The organism is Kiloniella majae, from assembly GCF_002118315.1.
Classification (GTDB): Bacteria; Pseudomonadota; Alphaproteobacteria; order Kiloniellales; family Kiloniellaceae; genus Kiloniella; species Kiloniella majae.
In genome coordinates this window covers 284,694-301,676 of the sequence record NZ_MTSZ01000004.1, presented here as the reverse complement: position 1 = coordinate 301,676, position 16,983 = coordinate 284,694, and the positions used below count along the sequence as shown (strand labels likewise).

At 45.7% G+C, this 16,983-nt stretch carries 14 protein-coding genes; 2 read left to right on the top strand and 12 right to left on the bottom strand.

Going from position 1 to position 16,983, the window contains the following annotated elements; translation table 11 throughout:
* Nucleotides 1-4 precede the first annotated feature (4 nt).
* The 4 genes from BKB51_RS14265 to BKB51_RS14250 all read right to left on the bottom strand — a co-directional run bounded on the left by BKB51_RS14265 (nt 5) and on the right by BKB51_RS14250 (nt 2,780).
* Nucleotides 5-946, bottom strand: coding sequence for a cobalamin biosynthesis protein (locus BKB51_RS14265; protein WP_158090239.1), 942 nt, complete (start codon nt 944-946; stop codon nt 5-7).
* Between the two features lie 20 nt (nt 947-966).
* Nucleotides 967-1,464 carry a DUF2244 domain-containing protein gene (locus BKB51_RS14260; protein WP_085901761.1) on the bottom strand — a complete coding sequence of 166 codons (498 nt, stop codon included), beginning with the start codon at nt 1,462-1,464 and terminating at the stop codon, nt 967-969.
* Between the two features lie 112 nt (nt 1,465-1,576).
* Complete coding sequence (locus BKB51_RS14255; RefSeq protein ID WP_125911847.1) at nt 1,577-1,978, bottom strand: hypothetical protein; 402 nt, start codon at nt 1,976-1,978, stop codon at nt 1,577-1,579.
* A 94-nt stretch (nt 1,979-2,072) separates the two neighbouring features.
* The gene (locus tag BKB51_RS14250) at nt 2,073-2,780 is read right to left on the bottom strand and encodes an EI24 domain-containing protein (protein ID WP_085901759.1); all 708 of its coding nucleotides are present in this window, start codon (nt 2,778-2,780) and stop codon (nt 2,073-2,075) included.
* Between the two features lie 303 nt (nt 2,781-3,083).
* On the opposite strand from BKB51_RS14250, the gene BKB51_RS14245 reads away from it, so the two are divergent.
* Both BKB51_RS14245 and BKB51_RS14240 read left to right on the top strand, forming a co-directional pair.
* Nucleotides 3,084-3,701: an SCO family protein gene (locus tag BKB51_RS14245; RefSeq protein ID WP_085901758.1), complete on the top strand. Its 618-nt coding sequence runs from the start codon at nt 3,084-3,086 to the stop codon at nt 3,699-3,701.
* 219 nt (nt 3,702-3,920) lie between these two features.
* Nucleotides 3,921-4,637 (top strand): M48 family metallopeptidase, encoded by a 717-nt coding sequence (locus tag BKB51_RS14240; RefSeq protein ID WP_085901757.1) that lies wholly within the window; start codon nt 3,921-3,923, stop codon nt 4,635-4,637.
* Nucleotides 4,638-4,655: 18 nt separating this feature from the next.
* Here the strand turns inward: BKB51_RS14240 and BKB51_RS14235 are convergent, their stop codons facing one another.
* The 8 genes from BKB51_RS14235 to BKB51_RS14195 form a co-directional block, all read right to left on the bottom strand.
* The gene (locus BKB51_RS14235; protein WP_085901756.1) at nt 4,656-6,152 is read right to left on the bottom strand and encodes a peptidoglycan-binding domain-containing protein; all 1,497 of its coding nucleotides are present in this window, start codon (nt 6,150-6,152) and stop codon (nt 4,656-4,658) included.
* Nucleotides 6,153-6,296: 144 nt separating this feature from the next.
* Nucleotides 6,297-8,429: a transglycosylase domain-containing protein gene (locus tag BKB51_RS14230; RefSeq protein WP_085901755.1), complete on the bottom strand. Its 2,133-nt coding sequence runs from the start codon at nt 8,427-8,429 to the stop codon at nt 6,297-6,299.
* Nucleotides 8,430-8,555: 126 nt separating this feature from the next.
* On the bottom strand, nt 8,556-11,009 hold the full coding sequence (gyrB, locus tag BKB51_RS14225; protein WP_198946747.1) for a DNA topoisomerase (ATP-hydrolyzing) subunit B: 2,454 nt from the start codon (nt 11,007-11,009) through the stop codon (nt 8,556-8,558).
* A 36-nt stretch (nt 11,010-11,045) separates the two neighbouring features.
* A complete protein-coding gene (gene recF / locus BKB51_RS14220) occupies nt 11,046-12,218 on the bottom strand; it encodes a DNA replication/repair protein RecF (protein ID WP_338066212.1) in 1,173 nt (390 codons plus the stop codon).
* Nucleotides 12,219-12,274: 56 nt separating this feature from the next.
* On the bottom strand, nt 12,275-13,393 hold the full coding sequence (gene dnaN, locus BKB51_RS14215; protein ID WP_085901839.1) for a DNA polymerase III subunit beta: 1,119 nt from the start codon (nt 13,391-13,393) through the stop codon (nt 12,275-12,277).
* A 317-nt stretch (nt 13,394-13,710) separates the two neighbouring features.
* Entirely contained in the window at nt 13,711-15,141 is a 1,431-nt protein-coding gene (gene dnaA, locus BKB51_RS14210; protein ID WP_085901753.1) for a chromosomal replication initiator protein DnaA, read from the bottom strand.
* Nucleotides 15,142-15,647: 506 nt separating this feature from the next.
* Nucleotides 15,648-15,911, bottom strand: coding sequence for a 30S ribosomal protein S20 (gene rpsT / locus BKB51_RS14200; protein ID WP_085901751.1), 264 nt, complete (start codon nt 15,909-15,911; stop codon nt 15,648-15,650).
* A gap of 213 nt (nt 15,912-16,124) precedes the next feature.
* On the bottom strand, nt 16,125-16,901 hold the full coding sequence (locus BKB51_RS14195; RefSeq protein ID WP_085901750.1) for an enoyl-CoA hydratase: 777 nt from the start codon (nt 16,899-16,901) through the stop codon (nt 16,125-16,127).
* Nucleotides 16,902-16,983: the final 82 nt, after the last annotated feature.

The window sequence follows — 16,983 nt, the reverse complement described above, 5'->3', positions numbered from 1 at the left end:
TTATTTAAAAAGCAAAACGAGCCAGAATAGCGCTTGCGATAAGCCCAATAGCCATAATCCCCGCAATCAACACAATCATGTTGCCCCGCTCCAGTTCCTGTCGCCAGTTGGTCTCACTCGGGCGAGACAAGTCCAGTTGCAAAGCACCACCAAGCGCAGCATCAGCCATATGCTTGCCTCTCCAGCACCTTAAAAATGCTTGCGAGAAGGATGTTTTCGGAATGAAGAGTGTAGAGAAAATAAACATCAGTGCTGCCAACGCATCCGGAACAACAACAAAAATTCGCTCGAGTATAAAATACATCTGACTGAAATGTTTTTCCTGAGGTGCCTGTAAATATCGTTGTTTATAAAACTGCGCACCTTGGAAAACCGCCTGTTGAGCCAAAAGCCCGGGAAGCCCAAGTAAGGCATACCAAAAAGCTGGCGTAATAAAGCCTTCGACAAAACCACGCGCCATTCCCCCGACACAAGCTGCCGCCAACTGACTTTCGGATAATTTTTCAAGATCTCTGGGGCGGAACAGAGATGAAACCAACGGATAGAGCTCACCCCGCACAGTAATATAACTTTTTAATGCCAGGGCCTTACGCACCTTTCGCATGCGAACCTGCTGGTTTCTGTAATCCAGGCAAAAAGCAATTACAAAAACCTCAATCAACCAGAGAAATGGAGCATTTAAGCTGATCAAGGAAATGCCAAAACCTGCGATAACGGCCAAAGTGATCAACAAGATGCAACTCAGTCCACCTGTAACTGCAGTTATGACAGGCGAAGATGAAGACTCGTTTAGAAGTCGATCAAACCGTACAATTATTCCCGCCAACAAACGACGCGGTTTGGGCGACCACTTTTCAAGGAAAAGCACGCCCCCGTATAAAGCCTCAATGCCCAAAGCAAAGAGTAAAAGAAACAGTGGCTCTGCGGAACCATAGACACCCGGCACAAATAATTCCTCTTGGCGCGTTATAATTGATTTTGTTTGATACGATTGAGCACGGAAACAAGTTTATCTGCAAGTTCCTTTCGCTCGACAGGCGCTAAAAAACGACCAAGAGAAACCGAGCGACCGTGTGAGCTAACAATCAGGGAATTTTCCTCGTCTTGTTCTTCCAAAGACACCTTTAACCAGTAGGGTTGAAAAGAAAAAGATCTTTTCTGTCCCCAGGGATTAACCGTTGTCACAAGCATCTCATCCGCAGTTATTTGGACCAATTCATATTGTCCACCAGATCGGTAACTGAAACGAAAGGCAAAATAGACAAGAGCTACATCAAGTCCCAGAAAACCCAGAACTGGCCATGCGCCAGCCAACAAGAAACCAAGACTGCTTATAAAGATAATACAAAGGATAAAGCCCATTAAAATCTTAAAGCCCTTTTTACTCAGGCTTCTGTTAGGGCGTAACACAGCATTAAAAAGAAGATTTTCAGTACGAGGAACTGAACCTTCCAAACTCAACATGGAACTTCATCCCGGATAAAACCAAGCCATAATTATAGAGCTTAATGGTTTTGCCAGAAATATCCCATCAAAATGTCTGACAAGAATATGCGACCAAAGAAATGACTACAGTTTACGGCTGTTTCGACAAAAGTAGCCGACGCAGGCATGTACGGTTATCCATTGGCCTAACCTGATCATCCCGCGCCTCAACATAAGATGTCACCGCATCATAAAGAACGAGATCCAAAACACAGTTCTTCGCATTATATTGCCAGATCTCCGCAGGGCTTTCTTTTCTGATAAGCGACGGGGTCCCCAGTAATCCTGTCAGTGCTTCAGTATCAATTCCCAAAAGCTGCTTGGGATCATCGTTCACATCACGCTCTAAAGGTGCAGCATCATAGGTCAATGCCGCCAGTTCTTCAGGCTGCGCCTCATCATCGCCTGCCTCGGTCTCTACCTTTGATTCCTCAGTGTTCTTTTCAGTATTCCCAGCCTTTTGGGAAACCTGTGACTCCGAACCAACAATCACCACTTTCCGCTTAGTGGCATTCCCACAAGCACTTAGTGCTATAGCTAAGATAATGAGAGTCAGAATTTTTTTGCAATTAGGCATTCGTTTCTAACTACGCAACAGCTCTGCGAATTCGTTCAAAACGATGAAGCATAAAAGCCGTCGCCCAGATTGGCATCGCAATATTCAGAATTGGCACTGTCAGCAAGAATGCGAGGAAGAAACCAGACATCAGTACTTTTCCTGAATTCGCCTTCCGCATTACTTTAGCATCCTTCAGAACCATTCTACGCTGAGCAACCATCTCAAAATATTCGCGACCAAGTAGATATCCGTTGATCAAGTAGAAAAGGACAAAGTTCAAAGGAGGGATAAACAGAAAAAGGATATAAAGAGGCAAAGCGATAATATTCACAAGGATAGTTACGCCAACGAAGGATATGGACCCCAGAATCGTCTCTCCGATTGGAGGTTGACGACCTTCCCCAAGCTCCGGATAGAATTTTGCCTCAACAGCCTTTGCAATGTCCTCTAGAAAAAAGGGAAGAATAATCAACATAACTGACGGAAAGAGTATTAAACTTAGAGCTGCAACACCAAGCCAAGAAACGGCCTCAGCTACAGTTACAAGTGTATCAGTAAACCATCCGTCAGATTCAGCCCAACTCGCAATCAATCCGTCCAAAAAGCTGACGCCATATCCTGCTAAGCCCCACAGAAGTGCAAAGATTACCAGCGAGATAGCGGTAGAGATAAAAAACACTTTTCTGAAAGCCGGGTCGCCTGTTTGACCAAATGCTTTTGAAAGATCGCTGAACATAAGTTTAAATTCCGTCGCTTAACCCAATGGAAGAAAATCATAAGCAAAGCCCTGTCATAATCAGACAGAGCCTCACTTCTTGAAATAGATCTAATTCTTTAAGGGGGAAACGTGCCTTTTTCAAGGCGAGAAAGAATTTAGTCCGTTGAAAATGGCCACTTTGTCTTTATGAATGATACTCCAAGTGGGCGATTATGCCGCAACCTTTCTCTTAATTGTGATCGGGTGGGGTTATTGTCATCCCCCACTATTCACATTAAACATAGAGGTGATTATTAATCTTTTTCTCGCGAGCCAAACCTTATGCCCAAAAGTTTTATTGCACGTTCAATTTTTGTCCTCTGCATTGCTTTAATTGTTGCTGCTGCAGCCTTTATCGGAATGAAGGTTTTCGACCAAAAACCCGCCTCTAACCAATCCGGGGCTCTCATCGGCGGACCTTTCAACATGGTCGACCATACTGGCAAAGCCGTTACAGAAAAGGACTTCCTCGGTAAGTACATGCTTATTTACTTTGGGTATACCTATTGTCCTGACGTCTGTCCGACATCCCTGACTTTGCTATCAGGGGCAATGGATATTGTTGAAGAAAAAGATCCGGAACTTGCCAAGAAAATAACACCTGTTTTTATTACCGTTGATCCGGAACGCGATACGGTTTCTGCCATGAACGATTATGTGGAAAACTTTTACCCCACAATGGTTGGCTTGACCGGAACAACAGAACAAATTTCAGCAGCGGCAAAAGCTTATCGCGTGTTTTATCAAAAAACCGAAAGCGAAGAATCCAATGAATATCTAATGGACCATTCGTCCATTACCTATCTGATTGGCCCTGATGGCCTTTATGCCAAACACTATGGTCACGGAACTGAATCAGATAAAATGGCCGCTTCCCTGATTGAAATCTTGTCCAAATAAATCTGCTCGATCATTTTTGGCTTCTAATTATGGAAATTTCCTATTCCGTAATTAGAAGTCCGAGACAAAAGCAGAGCACCGAAGATCAACGGGATAAATTTAACACTAAGAACATTGATCCCCCTGAAAATGCTATCAATTTTAAAACCATTTAGTTTACGTTTTCTCTAAGATTTTTTCTGGCTTGCAGGCTTTCTGGCGGGCAGATAATCTGCCCCAATGACCCAGAAAAGCACATATCTAGATATTCAGGGGCAAAAGCTTGAGGTTATTGTTCAACCCCACCCGACCTCAAAAAAGCTTTCTCTGAGATTAGTTGCGGGAAAAGCAGCCGTTAAAGTTGTTTGCCCGCCCAACTATCCCTTCGCAGATATATTGGACTTTGTTGAAAGACAAAAAAACTGGATTGCGGATCGTCTTGATAAGCAAACAGCTCCTGTTTCCTATGAAGATGGCGCAAATATTCCCATTCTCGGACGTCACCATAAAATTGTCAGAATAGAGCCAGGCACCAAAACGCATTCTCAAAAAGGAGCTGCCTGGCTGGAAGCTAATCAACTTTATATTAAATCTCACACAGAACATTTACCGCGAAGAGTTCGGGATTTCCTGAAAAGACAAGTTCGCTATGAAATTGATCTGCGTGCACAGGAAAAAGCAGCAAAGATTGATAAAAAAATCGCTGCTATCCGCATCAAAGATACCACAAGCCGGTGGGGGAGCTGCTCAACAAAAAGCAACCTGAACTTTTCCTGGCGTCTTATCTTTTCACCCGAAGAAGTCCTTGATTATGTGGTCGCCCATGAAGTTGCTCATTTAGAACATATGAACCATAGCCCAGCATTCTGGGCACTTGTCGATCAATTAACAGATGCCAGAAAAACATCTCAAAAATGGCTAAAGCTCAACGGCAATCAACTTATGTCCTATGGATAAACGAAAACACCATATTCTCTATTGTTCAGAATAAACTTCAACTTCGTAGAGACGGAAATTACCGCCCTGATTTCCGATAACAAAGCCGTCAAAATCACCTTTCAGAGAAATATCTTTGGCCTCAAAAAGAAGCTTATCGTCGAGAATAACCTCCATTTTACCCTGATTATCACGACGCAGTCCAACATTGTGTATTTCTGCGCTCAATGATTGCTCCAGATTAACTGTCCCCAGTACAGCTTTTCCATCTGATGATGTTCGGGTTAGTGTAATCACGCTGTTCTTACCTGTAATGTAGGAAAGAGAATAGCCATTGATGCGCGACGTTCCTTGATACACGCCAAAGTTCAGACGTCCATTATCAAGAAGACCATTTAGGTTCATTCTGGCAGAAAAACTGTTTGTTATATCTGCAGCACTATAAAGTTCTGCATAGCCTTTGTATTGCTTTTCACGCTGAGAATTGCCGCTGTCTTTCAGAAAAATATTAGAAAAAATACCAACGATTTCTTCGGCACCATTTTTATCTTTTTCTGTAGATTTTATTTCAGCAACAGGGACGGAGCTATAAAGATATTCCCTATTCACAACATCAAAATCACCAGATTCAACAAACCAACGCGGATTCAGGGCAAAGTCGCCATCACGAAATGAATCATACAAGACACGGGTTGACCAAGGGCGATCATAATCAGCCAATAACGCCGATATTCGTTGCTTGTATTGCGTTCCGGTTAACGGGGATTTTTGCCCATCGTTATCCAGTTCTCTCAACTGTTTAACAAGCACCTCTGAACGTGAATCCAAGACTGTTTCAAGTTCTGAATCAGCAAAGTTGCGGTTTCTCAAATCTTCCAGAATTTCACGGCTGACCAAACCATCTTCAGCTAGTCCAAAATCAGATTGATACGATCTGATCGCTCTCAAAGTGCGCTCTCCCGGAAGACCATCAATTGGTCCGGGATCATATCCGGCATCCCGTAATCTTCTTTGAAGCTCTCGCTTTTCATCGCGTGTTAGATCTATTTGAGAGGTTGCCTCGGGTGGACTTGGATTAGACCACGTAATAAGTGGGGCATCTTTTTTCTCAACTGTTTCAAGTTTTCCAGATGTTATATCTGCTCCCGCAGTCGTCTGCTTATCGGACACAGGCTGCCAATTGGCAGCCTCCTCTTGAGCCAAAGAGATTTGTTGCGCTGACATAAAGGGTGTCAATTTATCTCTTGCTCTACGGGCTTCTCTATCGCCCTGGGATGCCGCAATATTAAACCATTTGTGCGCCTGAACATAATCCTGTGTCGTTCCATAACCTTTGGAATAAACATATCCCAACATAAACTGGGCATCACGGTTACCTGTCATTGCAACTTCGGAAAAGTCACGAAAAGCAACAGCATAGTCTCTGCGATCAAAGGCTGCCATCGCATCATCAAAAGACGCAGACAAGGCGACAAAATTTAAACTTAGGCCCGTACCAACTATTCCAGCAAAAACCAACCGCTGAAGTTTTTTCATTCATTCTTTCCCGACTATACAGTTATTTATTATCTAACTGCTGTTTACCCCCTTTTTGAGTAAAACACCGGAATTTGACGAAAATATGCAGCAATTTATGAATCGAAGGAAACGAATCATTTCAGAATAAAGATTATTTGAAAGTCATTTAAATTTACCAGTTCCTCTATTGGATGGGAGGTAATCTAAATCATTCTTATCACGCTTATTATTACTCTCTTCATCAGTAGATTTATTATCGGACTTCAATCGACCAAAAAGGCTTTCCAGAAATCCAGATGCTTCCTCAACAGTATCTTCCAGTAACGTTGGTGATTCTTTTGGTAATTCAGCAACAGGCTTGTTTTGTTCAATTTCACGAACAAGACTTCCCCATACCTTGGCCGGAAGTGTCCCGCCTGTAACAGATTTCATCGGACTACCATTATCGTTTCCAAACCACACACCTGCGACAGTATAGGGTGTATAGCCAACAAAAAGAGCATCTCTTGAATCCTGCGTTGTCCCCGTCTTCCCGGCAGCGGCACGGCCTGTTTGCGCAGCTTTCCCGGTTCCCCAGGCAACCGTCGCACTCATCATATCATTTATCATGGCCACATTACGTGTTTTTACAACACGGCCAAGACCGCTTCCTGTGCGCTGATAGAGCTTGTTACCATTACGGTCTTGGATTTCTTTAATGCCGTAAGCAGAAACCGCATTCCCCCCATTAGAAAAAACAGAGTAGGCCGCCGTAAGCTCTAATAACGTAACCTCGGATGCACCCAAGGCTATTGAAGGGGACGTATCCAGATCAGTTTCAATACCAAGTCGATGCGCCACTTCTGCCACTTGCTTGCGTCCTACTTTTTCCGAGACCTGTACAGCAACAGAATTCATCGATCTGGCAAAGGCATCCCGCAAAGTTACGTCGCCATAATACTTGCCTTTATAATTTCCAGGTTTCCACTTGCCTACCTTGATAGGTTTATCAACAAACCGACTATCTGGGCGTAACCCACTTTCGATACCCGCGAGGAAAACAAATGGCTTAAAAGCTGATCCCGGCTGGCGTAAAGCCTGCGTCACACGGTTGAATTGACTGGTTCGATAATCACGCCCGCCAACCATTGCCGTTACAGCCCCGTAGTTAGACATTACGACAACAGCTGCTTGTTCAACATGATGCTTTTTACGACTATCTTTCAGGGCCTTGAGAAGGTTTTTTTCCGCCAAACGTTGATGTCGGGTATTCAGTGTAGTGTGGACAACAATATCCCCACGATAGCCACCAATATATTCATCAACCTGACGCAGAACCCAGTCCGTAAAAAACTTACCCTGACCGTTTGTATCCCGCTTTAAGGACGGGCGGTTTTTCTTGGCCTTCGCAGCTTCCTCACTTGTGATAAATCTGGCGTCAACCATGGCTTGGAGAACAAGGTTCGTTCTGGTTTCGGCTTTGGCAGCACTACTCGTGGGATTATAGCGTGAAGGCGCTTTTAAAAGACCGGCAATAAGCGCCGATTCATACAAACCTACTTTCCGTGCCGACAGGCCAAAGTAAATACGAGAGGCCGCATCGACACCATAGGTTCCAGCACCAAAATAAACCCTGTTCATATAAAGGGTAAGAATTTGTTTTTTTGTAAATTTTTGTTCCAACCAAATGGCAAGCAAAGCTTCCTGTACTTTTCTCTTCAAGCTTCGCTCGGAACTTAAAAAGAGGTTCTTTGCCAATTGTTGTGTAATAGTTGAGCCGCCATGTGCCATGCGACCAGCGCGAATATTTACCAGCATCGCCCGGGCAATACCTAGAATATCGATGCCAAAATGGTCATAAAAACGACGGTCTTCAATCGCGATAATAGCCTGAGGCAAATAGGGGGACATCTCATCAACGTCAAGCACGTCCCCATAGACATCACCATAGCTTGCCAGGCGAATACCATCATCTGACATCAGGGTGACAGATGGGCGGCGTGAAACCTGTTCCAGGCCACCAACATCCGGCAAATCCCAAGCATAATATGCGACAAGACCACCTAGAAGTATGGTTCCCCATATTGCCAGAACAGAGCACCACAAAACCATTGTTTTAAACAGTCCGCGCTTAGCCGTTCTTTTCCGGCTCGTCGCTTTGGGTTTTCTCTTTCCCGGCGCAGTTTTGCGCGTTTTTGTCGATCTTTTGCTCGCGCTTGTAACTCTTTTACGCGAATCAGCTTTCAGAGCCTTCGATCCTCGACCTGCGCCTTTTGCACTAGATGCTTTTTTTTGTGTCTTTTTTGTCGTCGCCATAATTTCACTGATAAACTATTCGTATTTGGCAGGCTAGTGGCAGCTCAGTGTCAAGAAGATGACCTCTTAAAATAAAAGGCCGGGACTATGCAAGCACCGGCCTTTTATTGTTACAAACAATGAGCTTTAAACGTCGAGGTTAGCAACTTCCAGCGCATTGCTCTGAATAAAGTCCCGCCGCGGTTCAACCACATCCCCCATAAGGGTAGAGAAAATATCAGATGCTTCGTCACTATGGCCAACTTTTACTTGTAGAAGGGTTCGTGCATTTGCATCCAGCGTGGTTTCCCAAAGCTGATCCGGGTTCATTTCTCCCAGACCTTTATAGCGGGACACGTTAATGCCCTTGCGGCCCAGATCAAAGACAAGGTTTGCCAAAGCATTAGGCCCTGTAATAACCGTTTCTTTATCTTTCACGCGATAAGTAGAGCTGGCTGCATAGAATTCCTGCATTTCATCAGCAAGGCTGTTTAGACGGCGCGCTTCACCTGTTCTGACGAGTGTCAAATCAATCACACGACGTTCTGTCAAACCGCGCAGGGTACGGGTCAGTGTGATTTCACCATCCACCGTATTCGTTTCAGCCGACCATCCCCGTTGCAATTCAGGCAGATTCTCATTCATCCGCTTAACAATTTTTTCTGCGACAACAGGTGCACGATTTTCATCCAGCAACAATGGTTCGCTTAATGCACCCAAAATTGTTGCCTGTTCAACCAGTTCAACGGACCCTACCTTCCGTATAAGAGGGACCATCAGATTACGGGCAGTGACCGCATTGGAAACGACCTCGATCAAGTCTTCGCCAGCAACCTGAACACCTTCTTTAGTTTCAAGAAGAGCATCCTTTACGCCATTACTGATCAGGTAAGATTCCATCATGCGATCATCTTTGAGATAGCGGATAGAATCACCTCTTTTTGCGCGATAGAGCGGTGGTTGCGCAATATAGAGATATCCTCGCTCAATAATCTCTGGCATCTGGCGATAAAAGAAGGTCAACAGCAATGTCCGGATATGGCTACCGTCGACATCCGCATCAGTCATGATGATAATTTTATGATACCGAAGCTTCTCGATATTGAACTCATCACGTCCAATACCCGTTCCCAACGCTGTAATAAGGGTTCCAATTTCTGTAGAAGAGAGCATTTTATCAAAACGGGCACGCTCAACGTTCAGAATTTTACCACGCAGCGGCAAAATTGCCTGAGTTGCACGATCACGTCCCTGTTTAGCTGATCCCCCCGCAGAATCACCCTCCACTATGAAGATTTCTGAAAGGGCTGGATCTCGCTCCTGACAATCAGCCAGTTTTCCTGGCAGCGAAGAAATATCCAAAGCGCCTTTACGGCGGGTCAGTTCACGAGCCTTACGCGCAGCTTCACGTGCAGCAGCAGCTTCAACGACCTTACCGACAATCCGCTTCGCTTCGTTGGGATGTTCTTCAAAGAACTGACCAAGACGATCATTAACAATGTTCTCAACAACAGGACGAACCTCTGATGAAACCAGTTTGTCTTTTGTTTGGCTGGAGAATTTGGGATCAGGTACTTTAACAGAAAGCACACAGGTCAAACCTTCACGCGAATCATCCCCTGTCAGGCTGACTTTTTCTTTCTTCATCAGGCCAGACGATGTTGCATAGGAATTAATCTGACGCGTTAGGGCTGCTCTGAAACCCGCCATATGGGTTCCGCCATCACGTTGAGGGATGTTATTGGTAAAACACAGTGTGTTTTCGTGATAACTGTCCGTCCACTGCATCGCAACTTCGACGGTGATCCCATCCTTTTCAGATTCCATGTGAACAACGTCTTCGAAAAGCGATGTTTTCGTCCGATCAAGATACTGTACGTAAGCTTTCAAACCACCTTCATACATGAACACAGTTTCTTTTGGTTCTGCATGGCGATCATCACGAAGAGTGATACGCACACCTGAATTCAGGAAGGCCAGCTCACGTAGACGGTGCTCTAACGTGTTGAAATCAAATTCAACCATGGTGAAAGTTTCTTGGGACGGCAAGAAGGTTACATGTGACCCCTTTTTACCATTCGCAGGGCCTTTTTCAATCAAGCGGCCATCGGCTTCACCGTGGGTAAAGGAGATATAGTGTTCGATGTCGTTCCGATAGATATGAAGCTCCAGCTTCACAGATAAAGCGTTCACAACGGAAACACCAACACCGTGCAAACCACCGGAAACCTTATAGGAATTTTGGTCAAACTTACCACCGGCATGAAGCTGTGTCATAATAACTTCCGCGGCAGAAATTCCCTCTTCAGTGTGAATATCAACCGGAATACCACGACCATTATCATGAACGGTCACGGATCCATCACCGTTTAGAATTACGCCAACCGTATCACAATGCCCAGCAAGAGCTTCGTCAATCGCGTTATCGACAACCTCATAAACCATGTGGTGCAGACCGGAACCATCGTCGGTATCACCGATATACATACCGGGACGTTTCCGAACAGCTTCGAGGCCACGCAGCACCTTAATAGAGTCAGCGCCGTATTCGCCGTTCTGGCCGCCGTTTTCTTGGTCTAGCATATCGCCGTTTTCGGTCATTTTTACCACTTTCTTCCAAGTTTGACGTTCACGAGATTATTCCCCCGTGTGGGCCAATAGTACGGCCCCGTCTTTAATCGTTAAATATTGCGCTTTTTCACCCATGTCCGTGAAGACATTGGCATCAGTTCCTGTCATCCAGGCCTGACAACGCAAGTGTAGTATTTCGTCAAAGAGGCTCTTGCGCCGCTTCTCATCAAGGTGCGCAACAACTTCATCCAATAGCATCAAGGGCGCAGCCCCGCGTTCCAACATCACCAACCGGGCATGAGCCAGAACAATAGATAATAAAAGTGCCTTCTGCTCACCTGTTGAACACAGGGAAGCCGGCATATCTTTTTCCTGATTATGCACCATCAGATCACTGCGGTGCGGTCCCCACGATGCGCCGCCAGTAACGGCGTCTTTTGATCGACTATCCGCCAGACAGGCCCTCAAATCTTCCTCAACCAATAGGGCGGGTTTCTCGTCCAGCCAGCCTTCTACTGTTCCTTCCAGCGCCAAACCAGCAATAGGAAAGTCGCCAACAGTTTGGGCGCAGGCATCTATCAGCTTTTCCGTCATTTCACGCCGCGCAACGGCAATGGCAACACCATGTCTTGCCATCCGATCTTCTAACGTGGACAACCAGGCATCATCGGAATTACCGGCTTTGAGCAAACGAGATCGCTCTCTCAAAGCATGGTCATAGGCACTTGTATTACCTGCATGAGCAGGATCAAACCCAAGGACCAAGCGATCCAGAAACTTTCGGCGACCTGCCGCACCATCGCGAAGCAAGCCATCCATTTGTGGCGTCAGCCAGATTGTCGAAAAAACTTCAGCCAAGGCTTGCTGGCTTTTGCAATTTTCTCCGTCCACACGGACGATCCGGCGTTCTCGTGAAGATCCGTTCATATTTAAAGGATCACGCCCTGTTCCGATATCCCGTGGTCCATCTTCGGTCATTACTTCTGCTGCAACAGCCCAAGCCTCTGGCGTTTCCGGCGCCGAACGTCTTGCTATCTCCGGCAAAGATGCACTCCTCAACCCCCGACCAGGGGTCATAAGTGAAATAGCCTCTAGCAAGTTGGTTTTGCCAACCCCGTTTGCCCCAGTCAAGATCACAGGGCGCGCATCAACCGTGACTTCCGCACGCTCGTAACTACGGAATTGGGTCAGAACAACCCGGCGCAGCCAAAGGTTCTCTGACAAGGTTTCGTCAGTCACAAATGATGTTCCATTCTGGGCAGCAGCCTGCATACGACTGTTTTATCCAGATCCGACTAAACACGCATAGGCATCAGCACATAAAGCGCAGATGTATCAGCAGAATCCCGAACAATCGTCGGGGAAGCAGCATCAGCCATTAAGAACTCGGCAGAATCACCTTCGATTTGCTGGGCAATGTCCAGAAGGTATCTGGAATTAAAACCAATATCGAGGGACGTACCTTCATAGTTTACTTCCAGAACTTCAACCGCACTGCCATTTTCTGCAGATGTGGCAGAAAGTGTCAGAGAAGATCCGTCTAACGTAATTTTAACCGCGCGACTCTTTTCAGTGGAGATCGTAGAAACACGATCAACCGCGGAGGAGAACGTCTTGCAGTCCAGAACCAAGCTCTTGTCGTTACCACTTGGGATAACACGCTGATAATCAGGGAATGTACCATCGATCAACTTGGAACTCAGAACTGTTGAATCAAAACGGAACATGATTTTTGTTTCAGACAGTGAAACTTCAATCGGATCATTTGTTTCATCAATCAGCTTGCGAAGCTCATTGACCGTTTTACGCGGCACAATCACACCGGGAAGGTTTTCCGCACCCTGCGGCAATGGCATTTCAAACCGTGCAAGACGGTGACCATCTGTAGCAACCGCACGTAAAACAGGAATACCCTCGGCTTCAGTCGCATGAACGTATATACCGTTCAGATAATATCTGGTTTCTTCGGTTGAGATCGCAAAGCGGGTTCTATCAATCAGGTTCTTAAGCTCACCAGCCTGAATACCAAAAACCTGCGGCAGATCAGCAACGCCAGCAGCGGGAAAATCTTCGCGCGGCAATGTCTGAAGCGTAAAGGTAGAACGACCAGCCTTTAGGGTCATCTGAGCCGTTTCCGCATTGGCAGTCAGTTCAACTTCGGAACCGTCAGGAAGCTTTCTGACGATGTCATAGAATGTATGTGCAGGAGCTGTCGTCACACCCGCATCAACAATTGTAGCTTCAACCTGATCAACAATAGTCAGATCCATGTCGGTTGCCGTCAAGGATAGCTTTCCGTCTTTCGCTTCCATCAAAACATTGGAAAGGATTGGAATAGTATTCCTGCGTTCGACGACACTTTGAACATGTGCCAGGGATTTCAACAATGCAGAGCGTTCGATTGTCAACTTCATGATGCTATGACTCAGTCCGTATCTTTCATCAGTACCATTTAAAACCTCCCCCTGTGCAAGGCCACAGAACAAGGTCGCGATTACCCCGTGTCTCACAATTGATAGTACTAGGACTTACTAGGTGGGACTCGGGCGGAAAGTATAGCGGGTTAGTTCACAGAAGGAAAACAATTATAACATCTTATCTACTTATGATGCGAATTTTCAAAATCCCGGAATCATATCAAGGAATCACATCAAAGAGATATCAGGAAAATGAGGATGAATGCCCCTCGCTGGTTAATGCATTTAGACACGCAAAATGCCCCAAGGCCAACTTAGTTTTCCAACATCCGGCTGAGAAGCTCAATATCCTCTGCAAATTCAAGATCGGTAGACTTTAGTTCTTCGACCTTCTTCACAGCATGCATGACAGTTGTATGGTCACGTCCACCAAATTTGCGCCCGATTTCAGGCAATGACCGCGATGTCAGCTGCTTTGAAAGATACATTGCAATTTGACGTGGTCGGGCAACCGCTCTGGCGCGGCGGGCAGAATGCATATCAGACACGCGCACATTAAAATGTTCAGCGACTTTCTTTTGAATTTCTTCAATCGTCACACGACGATCATTTGCCCTGAGAAGATCGTGCAACACTTCCTGTGTGGTTTCCAACGTAACCGAACGTCCAACGAGTGTTGCGTGGGCAACGATACGGTTCAACGCGCCTTCTAGCTCACGGATGTTAGATGTAATTTTATGGGCGAGAAATTCAATCACCTTTTGCGGAATTTCAACATCCAGCTGCTCAGCTTTTGACTCTAGGATACCCAATCTAAGTTCGTACGTTGTTGGATGAATATCCGCAACCAACCCCCACCCAAGGCGCGACTTCATTCGCTCCTCAACACCCTCGAGATCAGAAGGGCTTTTATCCGCAGAAATAATAACCTGACGGTTTTGATCAACCAACGCGTTGAAGGTATGGAAAAACTCTTCCTGCGTGGCTTCCCGCCCACCGATAAACTGAACATCATCGATCATCAACACATCAACAGACCGAAATTGCTCCTTGAAAGACATGGTGTCTTTTGTCCGCAAAGCACGGACAAACTGATACATGAACTTTTCAGCAGAGAGATAAATGACTTTCTTCTCAGGGTGCGCTTTACGAATTTGGTGCGCAATAGCATGCATCAAGTGCGTTTTACCAAGCCCCACACCACCGTAGAGAAAAAGAGGATTAAAGGGCACAGCTTCCGCATCAGCAACACGCTGAGCCGCAGCATAGGCAAGCTCGTTTGGCTTACCGACGACAAAATTTTCAAAGGTAAATCGCGGATCCAGTGATCCCGTTATCTGCTGTACATCCTGTACTTGCACTGCCTCAACAGGCAAAGCAGGTTTTTCATTAGGAACAGATGTTTCTTTTTCCTGAGCGCGGACGACCTCGGGTTCATCCTTAACATCAACCAAAGCAGGTTTTGGCACCGGGCGAGACGGAGACAGAACAACAATCTCTACATCAGCAGAAGTACCGATTTCTTCAAGCCAAAGCGCTTGAATCCGATCCTGATAGTTACTGGCAACCCAATCACGCATGAAACGTGTCGGTACAGCCATACGAACAAAGGATTCATCCCCAGACAATAATGACAGCGGCTTCAACCAGCTACGATAAGCAGCTTCGCCAACTTCGGTACGCAGCCTTCCGAGCACACGATCCCATTGTTGCTGAAAAGATAAAATCACCTCACTCTGAGCCATATGCCTCCCCGCCCGTACCTACAAACAAATAAAAATTACGCATTAACCGTCACTATCAAGTTCAAAATTATGTCTATTAAAAACGAACCCAATAAACCTCGTGTAAACACAAATAAAACCGACCCCAAAATCAGTAAAATTTTAGGCTTTACTTACACTCTTAAATATCAAGGACGGAATAACCTTAACTCGCAGAAATATTATGCAGAGCAAATCATATTTTAATTATGAATTTCCCTTCCCGAGAGGATGTAATGTACTCGGCAATAGCATTTCATGCAACACGATCAGATCAAGAACATGACATTTTTTCTACAAAAACTCAGTCCTTGGGTATTGCCAAAAAGACGACCTACTAAATCTAGTAGCCTCAATATTTCCAGCAATAAAATTACAACTCAAATTTCCAATAATTACGGAGAATCCAAGCGACTCCACATAAAAAAAGTCGCACTCAAAAGAGCACGACTTTTTAACCGCCCCATCCTATAAATGGGTAGGATAACTTAACCCAGAGCTTTAATGCGTCCGTTCAAACGGGACAGCTTACGAGCAACTGTGTTTTTGCGTAGAATCCCGGCACGAACGCCGCGATGCATTTCAGGTTGAGCAGCTTTGAAAGCTTCCTGAGCAGCAGTTTTGTCGCCTTCGCCAATCGCAGCTTCAACACTCTTAACAAAAGTGCGAATGCGGCCGAGACGTGATGCGTTCAGTTCGTAACGACGTTCGTTACGACGGATCCGGGTTTTCGCAGAAAGATGATTAGCCATCGATAGGCGCCTATTCTTCAGTAATAATGAATCTCGAAAGTTGCGGCGTTATAACGGTGCCTTGTGTGTTCGTCAAGCGTGATGAGTCAGTTTTGTGAACATACAATGACGTAATACACCGTTTTAATGCCATCGTTTGCCTATTGGCTATCCAATTTTCAACACCGGAACCAATAGGCAAACATAACGTAGCCCGCCTTAGCTCAGGCCTTATCAGCGGTGCTTCCACTCTGGTTTACGCTTTTCAACAAAAGCTGTCATTCCTTCACGTCTATCTTCCAAAGCAAAGGTTGAATGAAAAACCCGTCTCTCGAAACGGAGTCCCTCGGCAAGGGTTGTTTCATAAGCCCTATCTACGGATTCTTTAGCAATCATCGTCACTGGCAAAGAGAATCCTGCAATCTTCTTCGCTGTCGCCAAGGCCTCATCCATCAAATCAGCTGCCGGAACAACCCGGCTTACCAAACCACTACGTTCCGCTTCTTCCGCATCCATCATGCGACCAGTTAGACACATATCCATAGCCTTCGCCTTACCAATCAAATGGGTAAGGCGTTGCGTACCGCCAGCACCGGGAATCGTTCCAATGGTAATTTCAGGCTGTCCAAACTTTGCCGTATCCGCAGCAATAATAAAGTCGCACATCATGGCAACTTCACAACCACCACCCAACGCATAACCAGCAACAGCCGCGATCACAGGCTTTCTTGTTTTGGCCAAGACCTCCCAGTCATCGGTAATAAAATCTTCCCGATAAGCCGCTTGAAAATCCTTCCCCACCATTTCCTTAATATCTGCACCAGCAGCAAAAGCCTTTTCAGACCCCGTAACAACCATACATCCGATTGTATCATCGGCTTCAAACTCTGAAACAGCCCGACCAAGCTCGTCAATCAAGCCAACGCACAGAGCATTCAAAGCTTCTGGGCGATCAAGCTTGATAAGGCCAACGCGATCATGTCTTTCCACGGCAATATATTCATATGTCATTTTTGGTTAGCTCCTGGTTTCAGATTTGCCCGGTTTCATACCCGCTGTGAGCAATATCATAAATTCTCTATCGTTTTTTCTG

Coding starts and splice junctions, on each gene's coding strand:
- dnaA (WP_085901753.1), bottom strand. CDS start 15,141: ATGGCTCAGAGTGAGGTGATTTTATCTTTTCAGCAACAATGGGATCGT.
- BKB51_RS14235 (WP_085901756.1), bottom strand. CDS start 6,152: ATGAAAAAACTTCAGCGGTTGGTTTTTGCTGGAATAGTTGGTACGGGC.
- dnaN (WP_085901839.1), bottom strand. CDS start 13,393: ATGAAGTTGACAATCGAACGCTCTGCATTGTTGAAATCCCTGGCACAT.
- BKB51_RS14245 (WP_085901758.1), top strand. CDS start 3,084: ATGCCCAAAAGTTTTATTGCACGTTCAATTTTTGTCCTCTGCATTGCT.
- BKB51_RS14260 (WP_085901761.1), bottom strand. CDS start 1,464: ATGTTGAGTTTGGAAGGTTCAGTTCCTCGTACTGAAAATCTTCTTTTT.
- BKB51_RS14195 (WP_085901750.1), bottom strand. CDS start 16,901: ATGACATATGAATATATTGCCGTGGAAAGACATGATCGCGTTGGCCTT.
- rpsT (WP_085901751.1), bottom strand. CDS start 15,911: ATGGCTAATCATCTTTCTGCGAAAACCCGGATCCGTCGTAACGAACGT.
- BKB51_RS14240 (WP_085901757.1), top strand. CDS start 3,921: ATGACCCAGAAAAGCACATATCTAGATATTCAGGGGCAAAAGCTTGAG.
- gyrB (WP_198946747.1), bottom strand. CDS start 11,009: ATGACCGAAAACGGCGATATGCTAGACCAAGAAAACGGCGGCCAGAAC.
- BKB51_RS14250 (WP_085901759.1), bottom strand. CDS start 2,780: ATGTTCAGCGATCTTTCAAAAGCATTTGGTCAAACAGGCGACCCGGCT.
- BKB51_RS14230 (WP_085901755.1), bottom strand. CDS start 8,429: ATGGCGACGACAAAAAAGACACAAAAAAAAGCATCTAGTGCAAAAGGC.